Raw genomic sequence first — 16,561 nt, forward strand, 5'->3', positions numbered from 1 at the left:
TGTATCACTTTCGTTCGGCTCTGCCTCCGTCAGGAGGAGCAGAGCAGCCCCGCATCCTTGAGCAGCACCCACCGCTCCCAGTGCGGAAAGGACAGCGTCCACTGCCGGTAGGGCACGTGCGGCAGCACCCGCTCCACCAGATGCGCCGCCGTCACATGCGCCCGCTTCGCATTGCAGGACGGGCACACCCCTCGTCTTCCTCCCATTCCTTCAGCGTGGAAGCCACAGGGTGGAAGGTGTGCCGATTCAGTCTTCCTGGTCCGTGTCAGCCATGAAATCGACAAGGCCGATGAGGATGAGGGCGAGCAAGCTCGTCGACTTCATCAAGGACTGGAACAAGCAGACATGAGGTCCGCGTAGCTGTCCCGGGCCGAGGCGTGGGCGCCGCTTACCACCGGCGCAGGGAGGACCAGGGGAAGGGGGCCCAGAAGGGCGTCGCCACCGTGTCGCCCTCCAGCGAGAACCAGGGCCCCGCATCGCCCGGGGACAGCACGTGGAAGTCCTGCGCGGGCGTGAAGCCCTGGCCGAGCAACGCCACGCGCCGGCCCTCGGCATCGCGCGCCACGTCCAGCACCATCACCGTGTGGCCCGGACTGCCGCCCAGCACGAAGAAGTCTCCCGGGCGCACGTCCTCGCGCGAGGGCCGCCGCTTTCCGGCGGCGAGGGACAGCGTGCCCGCGTAGGTGAACACCAGGTCCAGGTACTTCTGGAACGCGGCGCGCGAGCCATCCACCGGCCCGCGCTTCTCCCACGTCACCTTCGAGCCGGACACGCGAGCGCGCTCCCCTTGGGCGTAGCGCGGCCAGGAGGCGAGGTCTCCATTCGTGAAGCGGTAGGCGATGCGCTCCTTGTCGCCACGGGACCAGAGCCACTCGGCGTGCAGGCGGATGAGGGAGTCCGCGCACTGCTGGAGATCCGCCCGTCCCACGTCCAGCTCGGCCACCGCGGCGAGGGAGTCATTCTTCGCGGGCAGGATGGTCCGCCCCTGGAAGTCGAGGACCGGGGTGCCCTCCGGCCTCAGCGGCAGACCCCGCAGCCAGGCGCCGAAGGAGCCCTCCTCGAGCGCGACGCGCGTGTAGCCCTCCGGAGGAGGCAGGGCCTCGGAGAGCGGACGGATGGAACTGTCCGCGGACAGCCAGGGGTAGCGGGCCCGCTCCTGCCGGGTGGGCGCGCGGGGCTCGGACGCCCCGACGAGGCAAGCCCCCAGCAGCAGGGCCAGCACGGGGAGTCTCCAGATGGGGGAGCGGCGCATGGGGGCCTCTCGGCTCAGGAACAGGCGTCGAGCCAGGCGCGCAACCGAGAATCCGCCACGGCCTCGCTGCGCACACCGGGCTCCACGGTGAGCTCCAACGTGTGGAAGCCCCGCGCGCGGATGCCCTCCAACAGCGCCGCGCGCTGCTCGGCGTCCGGGGCGAACAGGATGCACCCATCCCCTCCCCCGGCTCCGGATTGCTTGCCCGCGCACCCGTAGGACGCGGCCAGACCCAGCACCCGCTTCATCGGCTCGGTCTCCAGCGGACCCAACTCCTGCAGCAGCGCGTGTTGCTCGCGCACGGCCTCGGAGAAGGAGCGGAAGTCACCGCCCGCGAGCCCCTCTTCGATTTCCTGGCCCAGCGCGTCCGAGCGCTCCACGAAGGAGCGGCGGCCCTGCTCGCCCCACTTCGCCTCCACCTGGGAGATGAGCACGCGCGTGGACGCGCTCTCGCCCGTGAAGGCATAGCCCAGGGACACCCGGGGCGTGGGCAGCCGCCACACGTCCACCGCGGGCGCCGCATCCACCGCCGCGCGGTAGCCCCCGGCGCTCGACGCCTCGATGAGCCCGGAGACTTCGTAGCGCCGGTAGCGCACCACACCGCCCGCGTGACTCGTGGCCACGTCGCCGCCGCTGCCCTTGCCGCCCTGGGCCGCCGCGTGCGTCACGAGCGCCAGCTTCAGCGCGTCGAAGCGCTCCTCCAGGACGAAGCGCACCGCGTCGGCCGCCAGCACCGTGGCGCACGCGCTGCCGCCCATGCCCAGCTTGAGCCCGTTGGGGCCCACCGCCGAGGGCGCCAGCGCCAGATCGAAGCCCACCGACTCGCGCCCGTGCAGCCGCAGCGCCTCGTCCAGCGTGCGCGCCACGAAGGAGAAGCCCGGGGGCACCTCGCGCTCCCACTTCACGCCCCGAGGCGTCGTCCGCCCCGCCAGCGTCCCCTCCTCCAGGCAGATGTGCACCTGGGAGTCGGCCCGCCGCCGCACCAGCGCCGCCGTGCGGGGGCCCACCGCCGCCACGCGCGACAGGCCTCCCCACAGCACGGCGTACTCGCCGGACACGAACAACTTCCCCGGGGCCGAGAGGGCGCGCTCCATCAGAACAGGTGCTCCGTGAGCAGCCGCGCGTCCCCGCCCGGCACGCACCGCACCACCTCGGTGGCGCCACAGGCGCGCGCGAGCGCCTCGGCCGCCACCTCGTGCGCCGCGTCCGTGAGGATGCACGGGTTGGGGCCCGCATCCAGGGTGAACCACACCGGCACGCCCTTCTTGCGCTGCTCGCGCAACGAGTGGATGAGCGCCAGCGTGCCCGGCATGAGGTAGCAGAGCGGAGGATCCGCCGCGAGCGACGTGGCATGCATCCGCCACGCGTTGCGCTCGCACATGTCCCCCAGCGCCTGGAGATCCTTCCGGGCGATGTAGTCGCGCGCGCGCACCACCTCGGCCTCGGCGTCCTTCACCCACGCCGGGTAGTAGGGGCTCGTCTCCACGGCGTTCTTCATGCCGTCGCGCGACTTCACTTCCTTCTCGTCGCGGCTGACGATGGCCACCACCATGCGCAGCTCCGGCCAGTGCTTCTCGTCGAAGCGCTGCACCGCGTAGCTGTCCGAGCCGTCCGGGCGCTCACCGCGCATCCACTCGCACAGGCCGCCCTGCACGCTGCGGCACGCCGAGCCGCTGCCCAGCCGCGCCAGGAGGCTCGACGCCCGGGGATCCGCCGGCAGCCCCGCGGCCGCGCGCGCCGCCACCGCCAGGGCCGCGAAGCCCGCCGCGCTGCTCGCCAGGCCCGCCGACGCCGGGAAGTCCCCGCGCGACACCATCCTCGCCGGGCCGAGCGAGCGCTCCTTCGCCTCGGCGCGCACCGTGTCCAGCACGCGCAGGACCCGGTCCCGTTCGCTGCCCTTGGCCACGTAGCCGTTGAGCTCCACCGCGTCGGCGTTGCCCTCGCCGAAGGCCACCGTGGTGCGCACCGACAGGGGCGAGAGCGTCAGGGACAGACTCGATTGATGGGGAAGGATGAGCGCGTCATCCCGCTTGCCCCAGTACTTCACCAGCGCCAGGTTCGGATGCGCGAGGGCGGTCGCCTTCATGCCGCGCCCCGGGTCGCGCCCTCTTCCCGCGGTCCCGCGAGCTGGCTGTCGAAGCAGCGGAAGCCCTGGCGCGTGAGCTCGTGCACCGCGGGCGCCGTGTCGTGGAACAGGCCGATGACGGCCCCGCCGTCGCCCCCCGCGCCCGTGAGCTTGGCTCCCAGCGCGCCCATGTTGCGCAGCCGGTGCACCATGTCGTCCAGGCCCGGCGAGGACAGGCCGAGCGCCGCGAGCAGGCCGTGGTTGACGTTCATCACGTCGCCCAGCGCCTCGAGATCGCCCTCCTCCACCGCCTCGGCGCCCTCGGAGGCCAGCAGGCCGATCTCACGGAACACCCGCTGGTAGCGCTCGCTCCAGCGCTTCTGGCGCTCACGCAGCGCGCCCACCGTCGTCTTCGTGGGGCTGCGCGCGCCAGCCATCACCACCACCAGCCGCACGGGCTTGGGGCTCTCCACCACCTTCGAGCGGCCCGACTCGGCCCCCGGCTTGCGGCGGTAGAGGATGAGCTGCTCCATGGCGCTCGTGGTGTGATCCACGCCGGACGGGGTGCCGTGGAACTCCTGCTCCATCTCCCAGGCCACGTTGGCCACGTCCATCGCCGAGGCCTTGCGCCCCGCGGCCTGCAAGAGCACGCGCGCGCACGCCACCGACAGCGCGCCGGAGCTGCCCAGGCCCATGGACAGGGGCAGGTCCGTGTTGAACGACACCCGGACTCCCGGCTCGTCGCACGCGGCCATCGCCCGGCCGAAGGCGGCCTTGAGCACCTTGCGCTGCTCGGGCGTCAGGGCCTCGGGGATGACGAGCTGGCACTTGTTGGACGTCTCACCCCGGGCCGTCACGCCGCGCGACAGCGGCCCCGCCAGCGCCGGGTAGCCGTACACCACGCTGTGCTCGCCCAGAAGGATGACCTTGCCGGCACCAAAACCCACCAATGTGTTGTTCGAGTCCATTTGTCTTTCAGCCCTCGGTGCCCGTGGCGGCGCGGAAGTCCTCTTCCGAGAGCGAGGCGATCAGCTCGCGCGCCTTCTCCACCTTCACGTGTCCCGCGGTCACCAACAGCTCGGCGATCTTCTCCACCCAGTCTCCACGCGCCCCCGCCGTCACCGCCACGCACCGCGCATGCAGCGCCATGTGCCCCTTCTGGATGCCGATGGAGCCCAGCGCCCGCACCGCCGCGAAGTTCTGCGCCAGTCCCACCGCCGCGAACACCATGGACAGCTCTCGCGCGGACGAGCAGTTCACCAGCTTCATGGCGATCTGCACGCCCGGGTGGACCTTGATGGGACCGCCCACCGTTCCCAACGCCATGGGCAGCTCGATGCGGCCCACCAGGTGGCCGCCCTCCACGTGCCACGTCGACAGCGGACGGTACTGCCCGTCCCGGCACGCGAAGGCATGCGCTCCGGCCTCGATGGCGCGCCAGTCCTGACCGGTGGCGATCGCCACCGAGTCGATGCCATTCATGATGCCCTTGTTGTGCGTGGCCGCCCGGTACGGGTCCGCCAGGGCGAAGCGGCTGGCCTGGTAGATGCCCTCGGCGATCGTCGCTCCGGGCATGTCGAAGTCCGAGAGCGCCTCCAGCGGGATGCGGCACATGGCGCGCGCCAGCCGCCGGTCCGCCAGGTTCGACAGGATGCGCAGGTAGACCTTGCCGCCGGTGAGCTGCTCGATGAGCGGCGCCACGCCCTCGGCCATGGTGTTGATGAGGTTGGCCCCCATGGCGTCCTGGGTGTCGATGACCAGGTGGACCACGAGCAGCGGCTCGCCCCGCGGACCCTCGGGGGCCGGGAGCACGCGCACCTCGATGTCCTTGCAGCCGCCGCCGCGCTTGACCATCGAGGGGTGGAAGCTGTTGGCCAGCGCCAGGATGGCCTCGCGCGCCGCGTGGATCTTCTGCGTCGCCTCGGTGGGATCGCCATAGCGCGTGAGCTGCACCTGGCCGATCATGATGGGCTCGTCGGTCTCCGCGGTGAAGCCGCCCGCCTCGCGGACGATCTTCGACGCGAACGACACCGCCGCCACCACCGACGGCTCCTCCACCGCCATGGGCACCAGGTAGTCCTTGCCGTTGACCTGGAGGTTGAGTCCCAGTCCGAGCGGCAGCGAGAACGTGCCCACCGCGTTCTCGATCATCTGGTTGGCCAGACCCGGCTGCAGCGCGCTGATGCCCTGCAGCTGCGCCAAGTCCTCCTCGGTCAGGTTCAGCATCTCGGCGAGCTTCTCGTGCCGCGCCACCATCGAGAGCTTGTGGAAACCCGCCAACCGGGACGTCAACATGTCAGACATTCGTTCTCTCTTCTCCACGCGGCATTTGCGCGAAACCCAACAGATTCCTACAGCGTCGCGAGCCAGTCCTTCAACTGCCCCCCGATGATTCGGGGTTTACGTTGGAGGTCCGCACAGCTCGCGCTGCCCGTGAGGACGAATGCCTGCCGCAGCGACGACAGGATGACGGCGAGAGCCTTCTCGGCCCCCTCCACGCCACCGGCCTGCTGCGCCCGGAACAGGGGCAGGGCCATGCCGGCCACGTCCGCGCCCAGGGCGATCACCTTGGCCGCGTCCAGACCCGTGCGCAGTCCGCCCGAGGCCACCAGCCGGGGCCCGGCGCCCACGGCGCGGCGCACCGAGGCGATGGCCGCCGCGGTGGGAATGCCCCAGGTGGAGTACTCGGCGCCCACCTGGGCCTGGATGCCCTCGGCGCGCAGCTGCTCCACGCGCACCCAGGACGTGCCCCCCAGACCCGACACGTCCAGGTTGCGCACGCCCAGCTCCACCAGCCGGCGCGCCACGTCGGGGCCGATGCCGCACCCCGTCTCCTTCACCAGCAGCCGCGCACCAAAGGCCCGCACGAGCTGCTCCACGATCTGATAGCCGCCGCGGAAGTCCCGGTCGCCCTCGGGCTGGGTGAGCTCCTGCCCGGCGTTGAGGTGCAGCGCCAGACCGTCGGCGCCAATGGCGTCCGCCAGCCGCCGCACCCCGTCCACGCCCATGCGCACGGCCTGGTACAGCCCGATGTTGCCGAGCAACGGCACCGTGGGCGCTACCTTGCGTACCTGGAAGGACTCGGCGGCCTGGGGGTTCTCCGCCATGGCGCGCTGACTGCCCACGCCAAAGGCCAACCCGTGCCGCTCGGCCAGCAGGGCCAGGTCCCGGTTCACCACCCCGGCCCGCTCCGTACCGCCCGTCATTCCCGTGATGAGCAGAGGGTAGCGCAGCGTCTTGCCCAGGAACTCCGTGGAGAGGTTGACCTCGTCCACCGAGAGTTCTGGCATCGCGCAGTGCACCAACCGCACGTCCTCCAGCAACGTGCTGTTTCCCAACGGCTCGACGTCCCCGGTCGCACACAGATCGAGGTGGGCGTCCTTACGCTTCGCTGTCGCCTCCTCGTCCGTCACGTGCCGCCTGCCCTCATTTGGAACCATGGTCTGAAAAAAATACAATCATGCCAAGCCTATCCTGGACCTCGAATCCCTACCAAGGCGGGCAGGCAGGCGCAAGCGACGTGCACGCCACGGCCCCCCGGGGCAGGAGGGGAAAGGTACGTCTCTCCTCTGAAGCCTCGGGCCGCACGAGGTTGCTCGAACCCGGCGGAGCGAGGTGCGAGCGGGCGGCGGAGCGCTCGATGGCCCGGTGGGTTTTCACTTCTCTCTCGTCTTTCCCCCGATTTGACGCGTCCTGTCGCCTGTTTACGTTCTTTCGAGACCCCTTCAGTCCAGGGAAAGGAAAGACGAGGCCACATCATGCGTGCTGGTGAGATGCGAAACACGTCGTTGCACCCGGAAGGTATGGGCGGTGGCGGATGGCGCCACCGGCTGGGCAACGCGTTGAAGACGACGGTGCTGCTGGCCGGACTCACCGCGCTCCTGCTCGTGGTGGGCGAGCGGCTGGGAGGTCCCCAGGGGCTCATCGTGGCGGGCTTCTTCGTCGTGGTGATGAACTTCGCCTCGTACTGGTTCAGCGACCGCATCGCCCTGGCCATGCACGGGGCGCAGCCGCTGTCGTACGCCGAGGCGCCCTGGCTGCACGCCATGGTCGAGCGGCTCGCCGCGCGCGCGGGCATGCCCAAGCCGGCGATCTACCTGTTGCCCACCCGCACGCCCAATGCGTTCGCCACGGGCCGCAATCCGGAGCACGCCGCGGTGGCGGTGACGGCGGGCCTCATGGACATCCTGGATCGGCGCGAGCTGGAGGGCGTGCTCGCGCACGAGCTGGCGCACGTGAAGAACCGCGACACGCTCATCGGCACCGTGGCGGCCACGCTCGCGGGCGTCATCAGCTACGCGGCGCAGATGCTCTTCTTCTTCGGCGGCTCGCTGCTCAGCCGCGACGATGACGAGGACGGGCTCGCCCACACGCTCGGCAACCTGGGCGTGCTGCTCGTGGCGCCCATCGCCGCCACCCTGCTGCAGCTCGCGGTGAGCCGCTCGCGCGAGTACGGCGCGGACGCCACGGGGGCCCAGCTCTGTGGAGATCCGGATGCGCTGGCGGACGCGTTGCTGAAGCTGGAGCGCGGCGCGGAGCTGATGCCCTATGACCGGGCGCCGGCCACCTCGCACCTGTTCATCGTCAACCCGCTGTCCGGTGGCGCCATCATGGGGTTGTTCTCCACGCACCCGCCCATCCCCGAGCGGGTGCGCCGCCTGCGCGAGATGAGCGCCCTCACCCCGCGCTCGCCGCGCGCCTGGCACAGCGCCTGGGCGTAGGCCCGGGATGAGGGGCCCCTTCCCCAGGAGGGGGCCCTACCCCGCGGCCGTCTGGGACGCGGGAGCCACCGTGCCCTCGGCGGGCACCTCGTCGAGCGGATCGAAGTGCTTGAAGGGATCCTCCATCATCTCGCGCAGCGTGGTGGAGAGGATGCTCGCGTGGAAGCCGTCGATGAAGCGGTGGTCGAACGTGGCATTCACGTTCATGACCTTGCCCGCCACCACCTGGCCGTTCTCCACCACGGGGGCGTCCTTCACCGCGCCCGGAGCGAGGAGGATGGGCACGCGGCTGTAGGGCACGAGCGGCACGTACGCCGTGTCCAGGCCCAACGAGCCCACGTTGGTGAGGATGGCCGAGCCGAACGCGTCGTAGGGCATGCCCGCCCACGTCATGTTCCAGTTCAGCGTGTACATGAAGAAGGACATCATCCAGGTGAAGAGGTTGAGCAGCATGTAGGGCACCTTCTGCACCGTGCCCTTGCCCTTCTCCATCATGGTGTCCTTGCGCTGGCGCACCCGCTGCACCGCGATCTCCATCTCGGTGGCGATCTCCCGCAGAGTCTTCCGCTCCGCGTCGTCGATCTTCGCCGAGGTGAGGTCCACCTTGCCGCCGTCCGTCTGCACCACCAGCATGGAGATGGTGATGCGCTTGCGCAGGTAGATCTTGTTGAAGCGCAGGATGGCGTTGGCCTCGGGGCAGCGACGCAGGGCCTCGGCCATGGCGCGCGCCAGCAGGTGCGTGACGGTGAGGCGGATGCCCGTCTTCTGGCGGAAGGCCTCGATGTAGGCCAACGCCTTCTCCATCCGCAGCGTCATCGTCCCGTACACGGTCGGGTCGTACGCGGTCTTCCAGCTTCCGATGGCGAGCTTGCGGAAGCTGGAGATGTTGTCCTTGGGAATGAGCTCCAGGTGAGCCATGAGGCGGGGGTTCCTTCACGAAGAGGCGGTCCTCCAGCATCGCGTGTTCCGCTCCCCGGCAAAACCCCCCGCCCCCTTCCCGACCCGAGCCGCACCGCGTCATCCGCCCCCCCCTCGCCCGCCACCTCCAGGGGGATGCGAGCGGGGTGGCGCCAGGTTCATGCCCGGAAGGACAGTCCACGACATCTATTGACGTCCCGCCTTCTGACGCTAGGCTGCGCCGCTTTTTGCATTGTCCCCGGAGGTCACCCTCGTGCTGGTAGCACTCCTCATCGTCGTCTCAGCGGGCTTCCTGATCACGCTCGGCCTGCTGCTCTTCCGCCCCACGGGCGCCCCGGCCATCGCCGCTCCCCAGGCCAACAAGCCCAGGGCGGAGCTGGCGGAGTCCGATGCCAAGGTGCGCGCGCGTCTGGAGTCGGACCTGGATCGCAAGCGCAAGGAACTGGACGAGCAGCGCGCCCAGCTCCAGGACCTGAAGGAGCAGCTCAAGCAGGCCAAGCGCAAGAACTACGAGCAGCGCGAAGCCGAGAAGGGCGAGAAGGAGCTGACCCGGGCGCGCGCCGAGGTGGAGCGCAACGCGTCCCTGCAGCTCGAGGTGGTCCGGGGCGAGCTGGCCGATGCCCAGACGGAGATCGCCCGGTTGCGCTCGGAGATGGAGATGGGCCGCGGTGGCCGCCGCAACGCCGCTCCCGCGCCGGTGCCCGCTCCCGCGCCCGCTGCCGTCACGACCGCTCCCTCGCAGCCGATCTCCGCTCCGGCCCAGGCGAATGAGCCGGTGGTGGCCGTGTCCACGACCGTGGTGCCCGCCGCCGCGGCCGAGGCCGCCGCCGAGAAGGCGCCCCGCCGCTACCGTGAGCTGAACGACGCCGACCGCGAGAAGATGGAGCGGCTGGAGGCCACGGCGAACAAGGAGCGCGGCCGGGCCGCGGAGCTGGAGCGCGAGCTCAAGCGCGTGCGTGGCCGCGCCGACTCGCAGCAGCGCATCTTCGCCGCCAGCAAGAGCGAGCTGGATCTGGTGAAGGACAAGTTCAAGGCGCTGGAGAAGCGGCTCAACCGCACGCTGCTCGAGCGGGATCTGCTGCGCCGGGCCATCAAGGATCTCGAGAAGAAGACGGGCATCCTGGCCGATCGCACCGAGCTGACGCCGGACGAGATGGCCGCCAGCGATCAGAAGGTGGAGGAGGCCGCTCGGGCCCGCGCCGCCGCCGAGGCCGCCCAGCAGCAGGCCGCCCAGCAGGCCGCCGCCCCGGCCCCCGAGGCCGCCACCCCAGCGTCGGGTGACTCCTCCGGACAGCCCGCCGCGACCGACTCCGCTGAAGAGAAGCCGGCCACGCCGTAGTCGTCACCCCGGTGTCCCCCTCTGCATCCGGGAGGGGGCGCCCGCCGTCAGTCCAGCGGCACGGGCATGTAGAGGAGCAGGTCATCCAGCGTCGTGCGCCGGACGCCATCCTCCTCCAGCCCGCCCGCGATCAGCACCGAGCCATCCTCCAGCGCCGTGCACGTGTGCTGGTGCCGCGAGCGCTCCAGCTCGGGCAGCCCGAGCAACCCCGCCGCTCCCCCCTCCGCTCCGGGCACGAACAGCTCCCCATGGGCGTCGCTCACGAGGTCGCCCAGGTCGGCGTTCCCCCATCCGCCCAGCGTCAGCACCCGCCCATCCTGGAGGGCCACCGCGCACGGCTCGCTCCGGGCGAAGATCTGGGGGCCCTGGCCCTGACGCGAGGCCGCGTCCGGAGACACGAGCTGCGAGGAGGCCAACAGCCTGTCCGTCATCGCGGCCCCCGCGGAGGAATGGCCCCCCACGTACAGCAACCGCCCAGGCCCGCCAAAGGGCACGAGCGCCGCGTCACGCCGGGGCTCGCGCAGCCGCTCGCCCGTGTCCTCCGCGACGAAGGTGTCCCCCTGGTACGAGAAGAACAACACCTCCGGCACCAACGCCGTCCCGTCCGAGCCGCCCACCACGGCGATGCGCCGCCCGTCTCCCACCGGGCTCACCCCCATCCCCACCCGCCGCACCGGCGTGCCCACCTGGAAGATCCGGCCCGTCGCGGCGTCATACCCCTCCGCCTCGGACACGACCTCGCCGTTCACGCCCACGCCCCCCACCACCAGCACCCGCCCACTCGCATCCGCCGCCGCCGCGTGGTGGCCACGCGCCCGCAGGCCCTCCACCGGCGTCGCCGTGCCCGCCGTCACATCCAGCACCCGGGCGCTCGCCAGGGGCCTCGTGCCTCCGGAGGTCTCCTCCTCGCCGCCCACCAGCAGCACCTTGCCTCCCGGCAGCCGCGTCGCCGTGTGGAAGGCCCGGGCGGAGTCCAGCGCGGGCACGCGCTCCAGGGTGTCCGTGGCCGGATTGAACATCTCCACCGCGGACACCGTGGCGGGCCTCCCGTCCGCGCCGAGCCGCACGCCCCCGGCCAGCAACACCCGCCCATCCTCCAGCAGCGTCGCCGTATGTCCCGCGCGCGCCTCGCCCAGCCCCGCGCAGCCCTGGGCCAGCCTCGGCCGCACGAACTCCCCCACCCGGCGCAGGGCGATGGTCACCGCCGGCGCCTCGCCGCCCCCCACCTCGAAGGGGTGCGAGCGTCCCACCGCGACCACCCGTCCTCCCTGCCGCGGCATGGCCGTGTACCCCCGCACCTCCACCACCCGGCCCTTCCCCGGAGGAATGGCGGGGACGCCCGCCACGCCCACCTCCACGGTGGTGAAATGCTCCCGGGGCTCCATTCCCTCGCCGGTGACGCGCCAGCGCAGGTAGGAGACCCCCCGCAGGGCCGGAGTCCCCGAGCACGCCTCGGTGCGCAGTTCCACGGGAGGACGTGTCTCGCACCCGCCCAGCACGCCCAACGCCGCGACGGTCAACGCCATCCAACCCAGCCGCCGTCCCCTTCCCCGCCCGACGCTCCTCCCGGCGGCCAAGTCCCACCGGTTGTTGCTCCGCCCCATGAGGTACCCTTTCGCGATCCGATGGCCCCGGCTCAGACGAAAGAGGGCTTGCGCTCGGACCGGCGCGAGCGTAGCGATGCCCTCTGGCCAGGGTCAACGCGGCCTTCTTCCCGATGAAGCTCTCGCTCGCCACCCGCATCTTCCTGGGCTACGCGGTGGTGCTCGTCACCTTCGGCGCGGTGTCCCTGTTCAGCGTCGCCGAGCTGCACCGCAACCAACTGGAGATCCGTCTGGTCAGTCAGGGCTACCTCCAATTGTCCCAGGACGCCGCCGCGCTCGACTCCTTCCACACCAATCAGGAGAAGGACACCGAGCGGCTGTTGGAGGAAGGCAACGCGGAGACCCGGCGTGCCCTCATCCGGCTCGCCCGGCTCTATGTCCCCTCGCTCATGTCCGAGCGGCTGAAGGACGCGCTCGCCCGGGCCCGCGAGGTGCGCACCCTGGCCCCGCCCGGGGAAGTGCCCTTCGTGCAGGACCTGGAGTCGCGCCTGGGCGAGCTGGCCCATCGCTACCCCACCTACGGCCGGGCGGCGGAGGCCGTCTTCACGGTGCTCGCCAGCGAGTCGCCCCCCGCCGCCGAGGTGACTCGCGCCGCCACCGAGCTGCGCCAGCAGGAGAACGCCATCGGCCGCGACATCCGCTTCCTGCGCGCCGCCCTCACCAACCGCATCCGCGAGCGCGTGGACGGGGCCGAGGATCGCGAGCGCCGCACGGGTCTGGCCATCATCACCCTGTCCGTGCTCGCCATCATCGTGGGCCTCGTCGCCACCGCCTGGTCGGCGCGCACGCTGCGCCCGGTGCGCACCCTCATCGAGGGCGTGTCGCGCATCGGCCGCGGCGACTACAGCGCCCAGCTCGGCGTGCGCGGCGACGACGAGGTGGCGGTGCTCGCCCGCGAGTTCGACGCCATGGCGCGCTCGCTCCAGGCACGCGAGGCCCAGCTCAAGGCCCAGGCCGAGGCCCTCATGCGCGCCGAACAGCTCGCCGCCGTGGGCCGCATCTCCGCCCAGGTCGCCCACGAGGTGCGCAATCCCCTCTCCTCCATCGGCCTCAACGTGGAGCTCATGCAGGACGCCTTCGAGCACGCCTCCTTCGACTCGCCCGACGAGGCGCGCGAGGCCCGCGAAATCCTCGGCGCCGTCACCCGCGAGGTGGACCGGCTCACCGAGGTCACCGAGCAGTACCTGCGCATGGCCCGCCCACCCCAGCCCAGCCTCGAGCCCACCGACGTCACCGAGGTGATCGCCAGCGTGCTCGACTTCTCCCGCGAGGAGCTGGAGCGCGCCGGGGTGGAGGTGGTGCGCGAGCTGTCCCCCGAGCCGCCCCATGCCCTCGCCGACGAGGGCCAGCTGCGCCAGGTGTTCCTCAACCTCCTGCGCAACGCCCGCGAGGCCATGCTCGACGGAGGCCGGCTCACCATCGCCACCCAGGTGCAGACGCGCGACGTGGTGGTCGCCCTGCGCGACACCGGCCGAGGCATGACCGAGGCGGTGCTCTCCCGCATCTTCGAACCCTTCTTCACCACCAAGGAAGACGGCACGGGCCTCGGCCTCGCCGTCTGCCAGCAGATCCTCAAGGCCCACGGCGGGGAGCTCTCGTGTCAGAGCGAGCCCGGCCGGGGCACGACCTTCTTCGTCAGGCTTCCCCGCGCATGAGCTTCACCTACCACCGCGACGTGCTGCCCAACGGCCTGCGCGTCGTCACCGTCGAGACCCCGCACCTGCACACCGCGCTGCTCGCCGTGTACGTGCGCACCGGCAGCCGCCACGAGTCCGTGCTCAGCAACGGCGTCAGCCACTTCCTCGAGCACCTCTTCTTCCGCGGCAGCGAGGGCTGGCCCGACACCGTGCGGATGAACTCCGCCGTGGAGGAGGTGGGCGGCAACCTCAACGGCGTCACCACGCGCGACCACGGCTACTACTACACCCCCCTGCACCCCGCGCACCTGGACGTGGGCCTCGCCATCCTCGGCGACATGCTCACCCGCCCCCGCCTCACCGACATGGAGGTGGAGCGCAGCATCATCCTCGAGGAGATGCTCGACGAGGTGGACGAGAAGGGCCGCGACATCGACATCGACAACCTGTCCAAGCGCCTGCTCTTCCCCGACCACCCCCTGTCCTTCAAGATCGCCGGCACGCGCGAGTCCGTCTCCGCCCTCACCCATGCCCAGGTGCTCGAGCACTTCGCGCGCCACTACGTCACCGGCAACCTCGTGGTGTCCGCCGCCGGCCGGGTCAAGCACGACGAGGTGCTCGCGCTCGTGGAGCGTCACTTCGCGCGCCTGCCCCAGGGCCCCGAGAGCCTCGACATCGCCCCGCCCCCCACTCCTCGGGGTCCGCGCCTGCACGTCGTCACCCACGACGAGGCCCAGACCGAGTTCCGCCTGTCCTTCCGCACCGTGCCCGAGCACCACCCGGACTGGCCCGCGCTCCAGCTGCTGCGCCGCTTCCTCGATGACGGGCTGTCCTCGCGGCTGCCCTTCGAGATCGTCGAGAAGCGGGGCCTCGCTTACTCCGTGCACGCCTCGCTCGAGGCATTCCACGACGCGGGCATCTTCGAGATCGAGGCCGCGAGCGCGCCGGAGCGGGCCTCGCTCGTGGTGGGCGAGATGTTCCGCGTCCTCGGCGAGCTGGCCCAGTCCCCGGTGGCCGAGGAGGAGCTGGCGCGCGCCAAGCGGCGGCATCGCATGCTCCTGGAATTTTCCCAGGATTCGCCGGGAGAGCTTTCCGGGTGGTTCGCGGGAACCGAGTTGTTCCGGCGTCCCGAGTCCTTCGGCCTGCGCGCGGATCTGGTGGACTCGGCCAGCGCGACCCAGGTGCGCGACGTGGCCCGGCGCTACTTCGCCCGGGACAACCTCACCGTGGTGGCCGTGGGCCAACGCAAGGGAATCAAGGCCTTGGAGAAGGTGGTGGAGACCGCCGAGGGCCTGCCATCCGCCACTTGACGATGTGCGGGGCCCGTCGAGCACACGTGCTGGCGGCTACCCCCGCCCCCCTATACCCTCGCCCTCGATGACGCCCGACCATCGGGGGATGCGGCACATGATGAACGCGGTCGAGGGCCCACGAGAACCCGTCATCTTCAGTCAGGTGGTGGATTCCCTCTTCCGGCTCACTGGCAGGCAGCGCTTCGACGCGGACACCCGCAAGCGCCTCAAGGCCATTGGGGTCGACATGGATCAACCGCTGCTGGTCGCCTATTCGGTGCCCACCTGGCGCGCCACCGTCGGCGTCTGCGCGGAGATCCTCCACCCCGACCTTCCCATCGATCAGGCGCGCTACCGCATCGGCTACGCGCTCACGGACGCTTATGGGCGGACCACCATGGGCAGCGCCGTGCTCCAGCTCTTCCGGATGCTCGGCTGGCAGTCCTCGCTGTCACGCATCACCCGGGGGCTCCAATCCGGGACCAACTTCCTGTCGGCCCAGACCCGGTTCCTGGAGGGAGGCGCGCTCGAGCTGCGCTTCGAGGTGCTGCCCGAGTTCCACGCCGCGCTGGGCAACCAGTCCGGCATCGAGCCCTACTTCATGAACGGCAGCATGGACGCGATGATGGCGCTCGTCGGCGCGCCGTTCCGCTCCGGCGAGTATCAGCCGGACCAGTCCGGTCTCCAGCACGCCGTCTTCGTCCTGCACCGCAAGGACTGAGCCCCCCATGAAGCCCTCCCCCGTGGACTGGCGCGCGCGCCTGGAAGCCTGTGGATTCGAAGGGGCCCAGGACGTCCCCCCCGGCTACGCGGCCCACGTGCTGCGCTCCTGGCGCGAGCCGCTCGCCGCCGAGGCCGCCCTGCGCGAGCAGCTCGAGCACCAGCCCGAGGACAAGGACGCGCTCAAGACGCTCATCGCCCTGCTGCGCGAGCTGGGCCGCGGCGACGAGGAACGCCCCCTGCGCCGCCAGCTCCAGGAGCGGCGCTGCCAGGATCTGCGCGTCCCCGAGCACGCCCGCGACACGGTCATCTCCTACCTCGAGGCGGCCGAGACCGGCTCCCCTCCGCCCGAGCGCTCGGCCGACGCGTACGTGAGCGCGCTGTTCGATCTCTACGCCCCCACCTTCGATGACAGTCTGCGGGGCTTCCTCGACTACCGCGCGCCCGAGCGGCTCCTGGACGCGGTGCTCACCGCGCTCGGAGCCCGGCGGGGGCTCGACGTGCTGGACCTGGGCTGCGGCACGGGGCTCGCCGGTCCGCTGCTCAAGCCCCTCGCCCGCAACCTGGAGGGGATCGATCTGTCCACGGGCATGCTGGACAAGGCCCGCGAGCGCGGCGTGTATGACGCCCTGCATGCCGGAGAAATCACCGCGCGGCTCGCCGCCTCCTCCGCGCGCCCGGATCTCATCGTCGCCGTGGACGTGCTGGTCTACTTCGGCGCGCTGGAGCCGCTCTTCGCGCAGGTGGCCCGGCGGCTCGCGCCCGAGGGCCTGTTCGCCTTCACCGTGGAGAAGAGCACCGAGCCCGGCTACCGGCTCCAGCCGAGCGCGCGCTACGCGCACCACCTCGACTACGTCCGGCACTGCGCCCATCTGGCGGGCCTGCATCCCGTGGTGGAGCGCGAGGACACGCTGCGCCGGCAGGCGGGTCAGCCCGTCATCGGCCACGTCGTGGTGCTCGGCCACGCCGCCCCTCAACCTCTTTCAGGGTAGTCCGGTAGAAGGTACGAACCG

The 16,561-nt window shown here is 71.2% G+C and carries 15 protein-coding genes; 6 read left to right on the forward strand and 9 right to left on the reverse strand.

From position 1 onward, the window contains the following. Positions 1–29 precede the first annotated feature (29 nt). The 7 genes from D187_RS55050 to fni all read right to left on the reverse strand — a co-directional run bounded on the left by D187_RS55050 (position 30) and on the right by fni (position 6,730). Positions 30–188: a transposase zinc-binding domain-containing protein gene (locus tag D187_RS55050; protein WP_002623247.1), complete on the reverse strand. Its 159-nt coding sequence runs from the start codon at positions 186–188 to the stop codon at positions 30–32. 200 nt (positions 189–388) lie between these two features. Then, a complete protein-coding gene (locus D187_RS12780) occupies positions 389–1,252 on the reverse strand; it encodes a DUF4846 domain-containing protein (RefSeq protein WP_043429593.1) in 864 nt (287 codons plus the stop codon). A 14-nt stretch (positions 1,253–1,266) separates the two neighbouring features. Further along, positions 1,267–2,346 carry a mevalonate kinase family protein gene (locus tag D187_RS12785; RefSeq protein ID WP_002623242.1) on the reverse strand — a complete coding sequence of 360 codons (1,080 nt, stop codon included), beginning with the start codon at positions 2,344–2,346 and terminating at the stop codon, positions 1,267–1,269. Continuing rightward, complete coding sequence (gene mvaD / locus D187_RS12790) at positions 2,346–3,338, reverse strand: diphosphomevalonate decarboxylase (RefSeq protein ID WP_020917989.1); 993 nt, start codon at positions 3,336–3,338, stop codon at positions 2,346–2,348. The genes D187_RS12785 and mvaD overlap by 1 nt, the downstream gene beginning before the upstream one ends. Next, on the reverse strand, positions 3,335–4,285 hold the full coding sequence (gene mvk, locus D187_RS12795) for a mevalonate kinase (protein WP_002627393.1): 951 nt from the start codon (positions 4,283–4,285) through the stop codon (positions 3,335–3,337). The genes mvaD and mvk overlap by 4 nt, the downstream gene beginning before the upstream one ends. Positions 4,286–4,292: 7 nt before the next feature. Then, positions 4,293–5,639 carry a hydroxymethylglutaryl-CoA reductase, degradative gene (locus D187_RS12800; RefSeq protein ID WP_281171777.1) on the reverse strand — a complete coding sequence of 449 codons (1,347 nt, stop codon included), beginning with the start codon at positions 5,637–5,639 and terminating at the stop codon, positions 4,293–4,295. A gap of 29 nt (positions 5,640–5,668) precedes the next feature. Continuing rightward, positions 5,669–6,730, reverse strand: coding sequence for a type 2 isopentenyl-diphosphate Delta-isomerase (gene fni / locus D187_RS12805; RefSeq protein WP_002627395.1), 1,062 nt, complete (start codon positions 6,728–6,730; stop codon positions 5,669–5,671). 390 nt (positions 6,731–7,120) lie between these two features. Here fni and D187_RS12810 point away from each other — a divergent pair, with 390 nt between their 5' ends. Continuing rightward, a complete protein-coding gene (locus D187_RS12810; RefSeq protein WP_002627396.1) occupies positions 7,121–8,038 on the forward strand; it encodes a zinc metalloprotease HtpX in 918 nt (305 codons plus the stop codon). 36 nt (positions 8,039–8,074) lie between these two features. On the opposite strand, the gene D187_RS12815 is transcribed toward D187_RS12810, so the two are convergent. Next, a complete protein-coding gene (locus tag D187_RS12815) occupies positions 8,075–8,956 on the reverse strand; it encodes a 2-oxo acid dehydrogenase subunit E2 (RefSeq protein WP_002627397.1) in 882 nt (293 codons plus the stop codon). Between the two features lie 256 nt (positions 8,957–9,212). On the opposite strand from D187_RS12815, the gene D187_RS12820 reads away from it, so the two are divergent. Continuing rightward, positions 9,213–10,295, forward strand: coding sequence for a coiled-coil domain-containing protein (locus D187_RS12820; RefSeq protein WP_043429773.1), 1,083 nt, complete (start codon positions 9,213–9,215; stop codon positions 10,293–10,295). 47 nt (positions 10,296–10,342) lie between these two features. Here the strand turns inward: D187_RS12820 and D187_RS12825 are convergent, their stop codons facing one another. Continuing rightward, complete coding sequence (locus D187_RS12825) at positions 10,343–11,821, reverse strand: Kelch repeat-containing protein (RefSeq protein WP_002627399.1); 1,479 nt, start codon at positions 11,819–11,821, stop codon at positions 10,343–10,345. Between the two features lie 191 nt (positions 11,822–12,012). Between D187_RS12825 and D187_RS12830 the strand changes: the two genes are divergently transcribed. From D187_RS12830 to D187_RS12845, 4 genes are all read left to right on the forward strand, one after another. Then, positions 12,013–13,554: a sensor histidine kinase gene (locus D187_RS12830; RefSeq protein WP_002627400.1), complete on the forward strand. Its 1,542-nt coding sequence runs from the start codon at positions 12,013–12,015 to the stop codon at positions 13,552–13,554. Further along, complete coding sequence (locus D187_RS12835) at positions 13,551–14,846, forward strand: M16 family metallopeptidase (RefSeq protein ID WP_002627401.1); 1,296 nt, start codon at positions 13,551–13,553, stop codon at positions 14,844–14,846. The genes D187_RS12830 and D187_RS12835 overlap by 4 nt, the downstream gene beginning before the upstream one ends. A gap of 97 nt (positions 14,847–14,943) precedes the next feature. Continuing rightward, positions 14,944–15,549: a DUF2378 family protein gene (locus D187_RS12840; protein WP_002627402.1), complete on the forward strand. Its 606-nt coding sequence runs from the start codon at positions 14,944–14,946 to the stop codon at positions 15,547–15,549. Between the two features lie 7 nt (positions 15,550–15,556). Continuing rightward, positions 15,557–16,540 (forward strand): class I SAM-dependent DNA methyltransferase, encoded by a 984-nt coding sequence (locus D187_RS12845; RefSeq protein ID WP_002627403.1) that lies wholly within the window; start codon positions 15,557–15,559, stop codon positions 16,538–16,540. Positions 16,541–16,561: the final 21 nt, after the last annotated feature.

This window comes from Cystobacter fuscus DSM 2262 (genome assembly GCF_000335475.2).
In the GTDB taxonomy this organism is placed as follows: Bacteria; Myxococcota; Myxococcia; order Myxococcales; family Myxococcaceae; genus Cystobacter; species Cystobacter fuscus.

Excerpts from the sequence above, each read along its gene's own strand:
- D187_RS12780 (WP_043429593.1), bottom strand. The coding sequence starts at position 1,252 with ATGCGCCGCTCCCCCATCTGGAGACTCCCCGTGCTGGCCCTGCTGCTG.
- D187_RS12785 (WP_002623242.1), bottom strand. The coding sequence starts at position 2,346 with ATGGAGCGCGCCCTCTCGGCCCCGGGGAAGTTGTTCGTGTCCGGCGAG.
- mvaD (WP_020917989.1), bottom strand. The coding sequence starts at position 3,338 with ATGAAGGCGACCGCCCTCGCGCATCCGAACCTGGCGCTGGTGAAGTAC.
- mvk (WP_002627393.1), bottom strand. The coding sequence starts at position 4,285 with ATGGACTCGAACAACACATTGGTGGGTTTTGGTGCCGGCAAGGTCATC.
- D187_RS12810 (WP_002627396.1), top strand. The coding sequence starts at position 7,121 with ATGGGCGGTGGCGGATGGCGCCACCGGCTGGGCAACGCGTTGAAGACG.
- D187_RS12815 (WP_002627397.1), bottom strand. The coding sequence starts at position 8,956 with ATGGCTCACCTGGAGCTCATTCCCAAGGACAACATCTCCAGCTTCCGC.
- D187_RS12825 (WP_002627399.1), bottom strand. The coding sequence starts at position 11,821 with ATGGCGTTGACCGTCGCGGCGTTGGGCGTGCTGGGCGGGTGCGAGACA.
- D187_RS12830 (WP_002627400.1), top strand. The coding sequence starts at position 12,013 with ATGAAGCTCTCGCTCGCCACCCGCATCTTCCTGGGCTACGCGGTGGTG.
- D187_RS12835 (WP_002627401.1), top strand. The coding sequence starts at position 13,551 with ATGAGCTTCACCTACCACCGCGACGTGCTGCCCAACGGCCTGCGCGTC.
- D187_RS12840 (WP_002627402.1), top strand. The coding sequence starts at position 14,944 with ATGATGAACGCGGTCGAGGGCCCACGAGAACCCGTCATCTTCAGTCAG.
- D187_RS12845 (WP_002627403.1), top strand. The coding sequence starts at position 15,557 with ATGAAGCCCTCCCCCGTGGACTGGCGCGCGCGCCTGGAAGCCTGTGGA.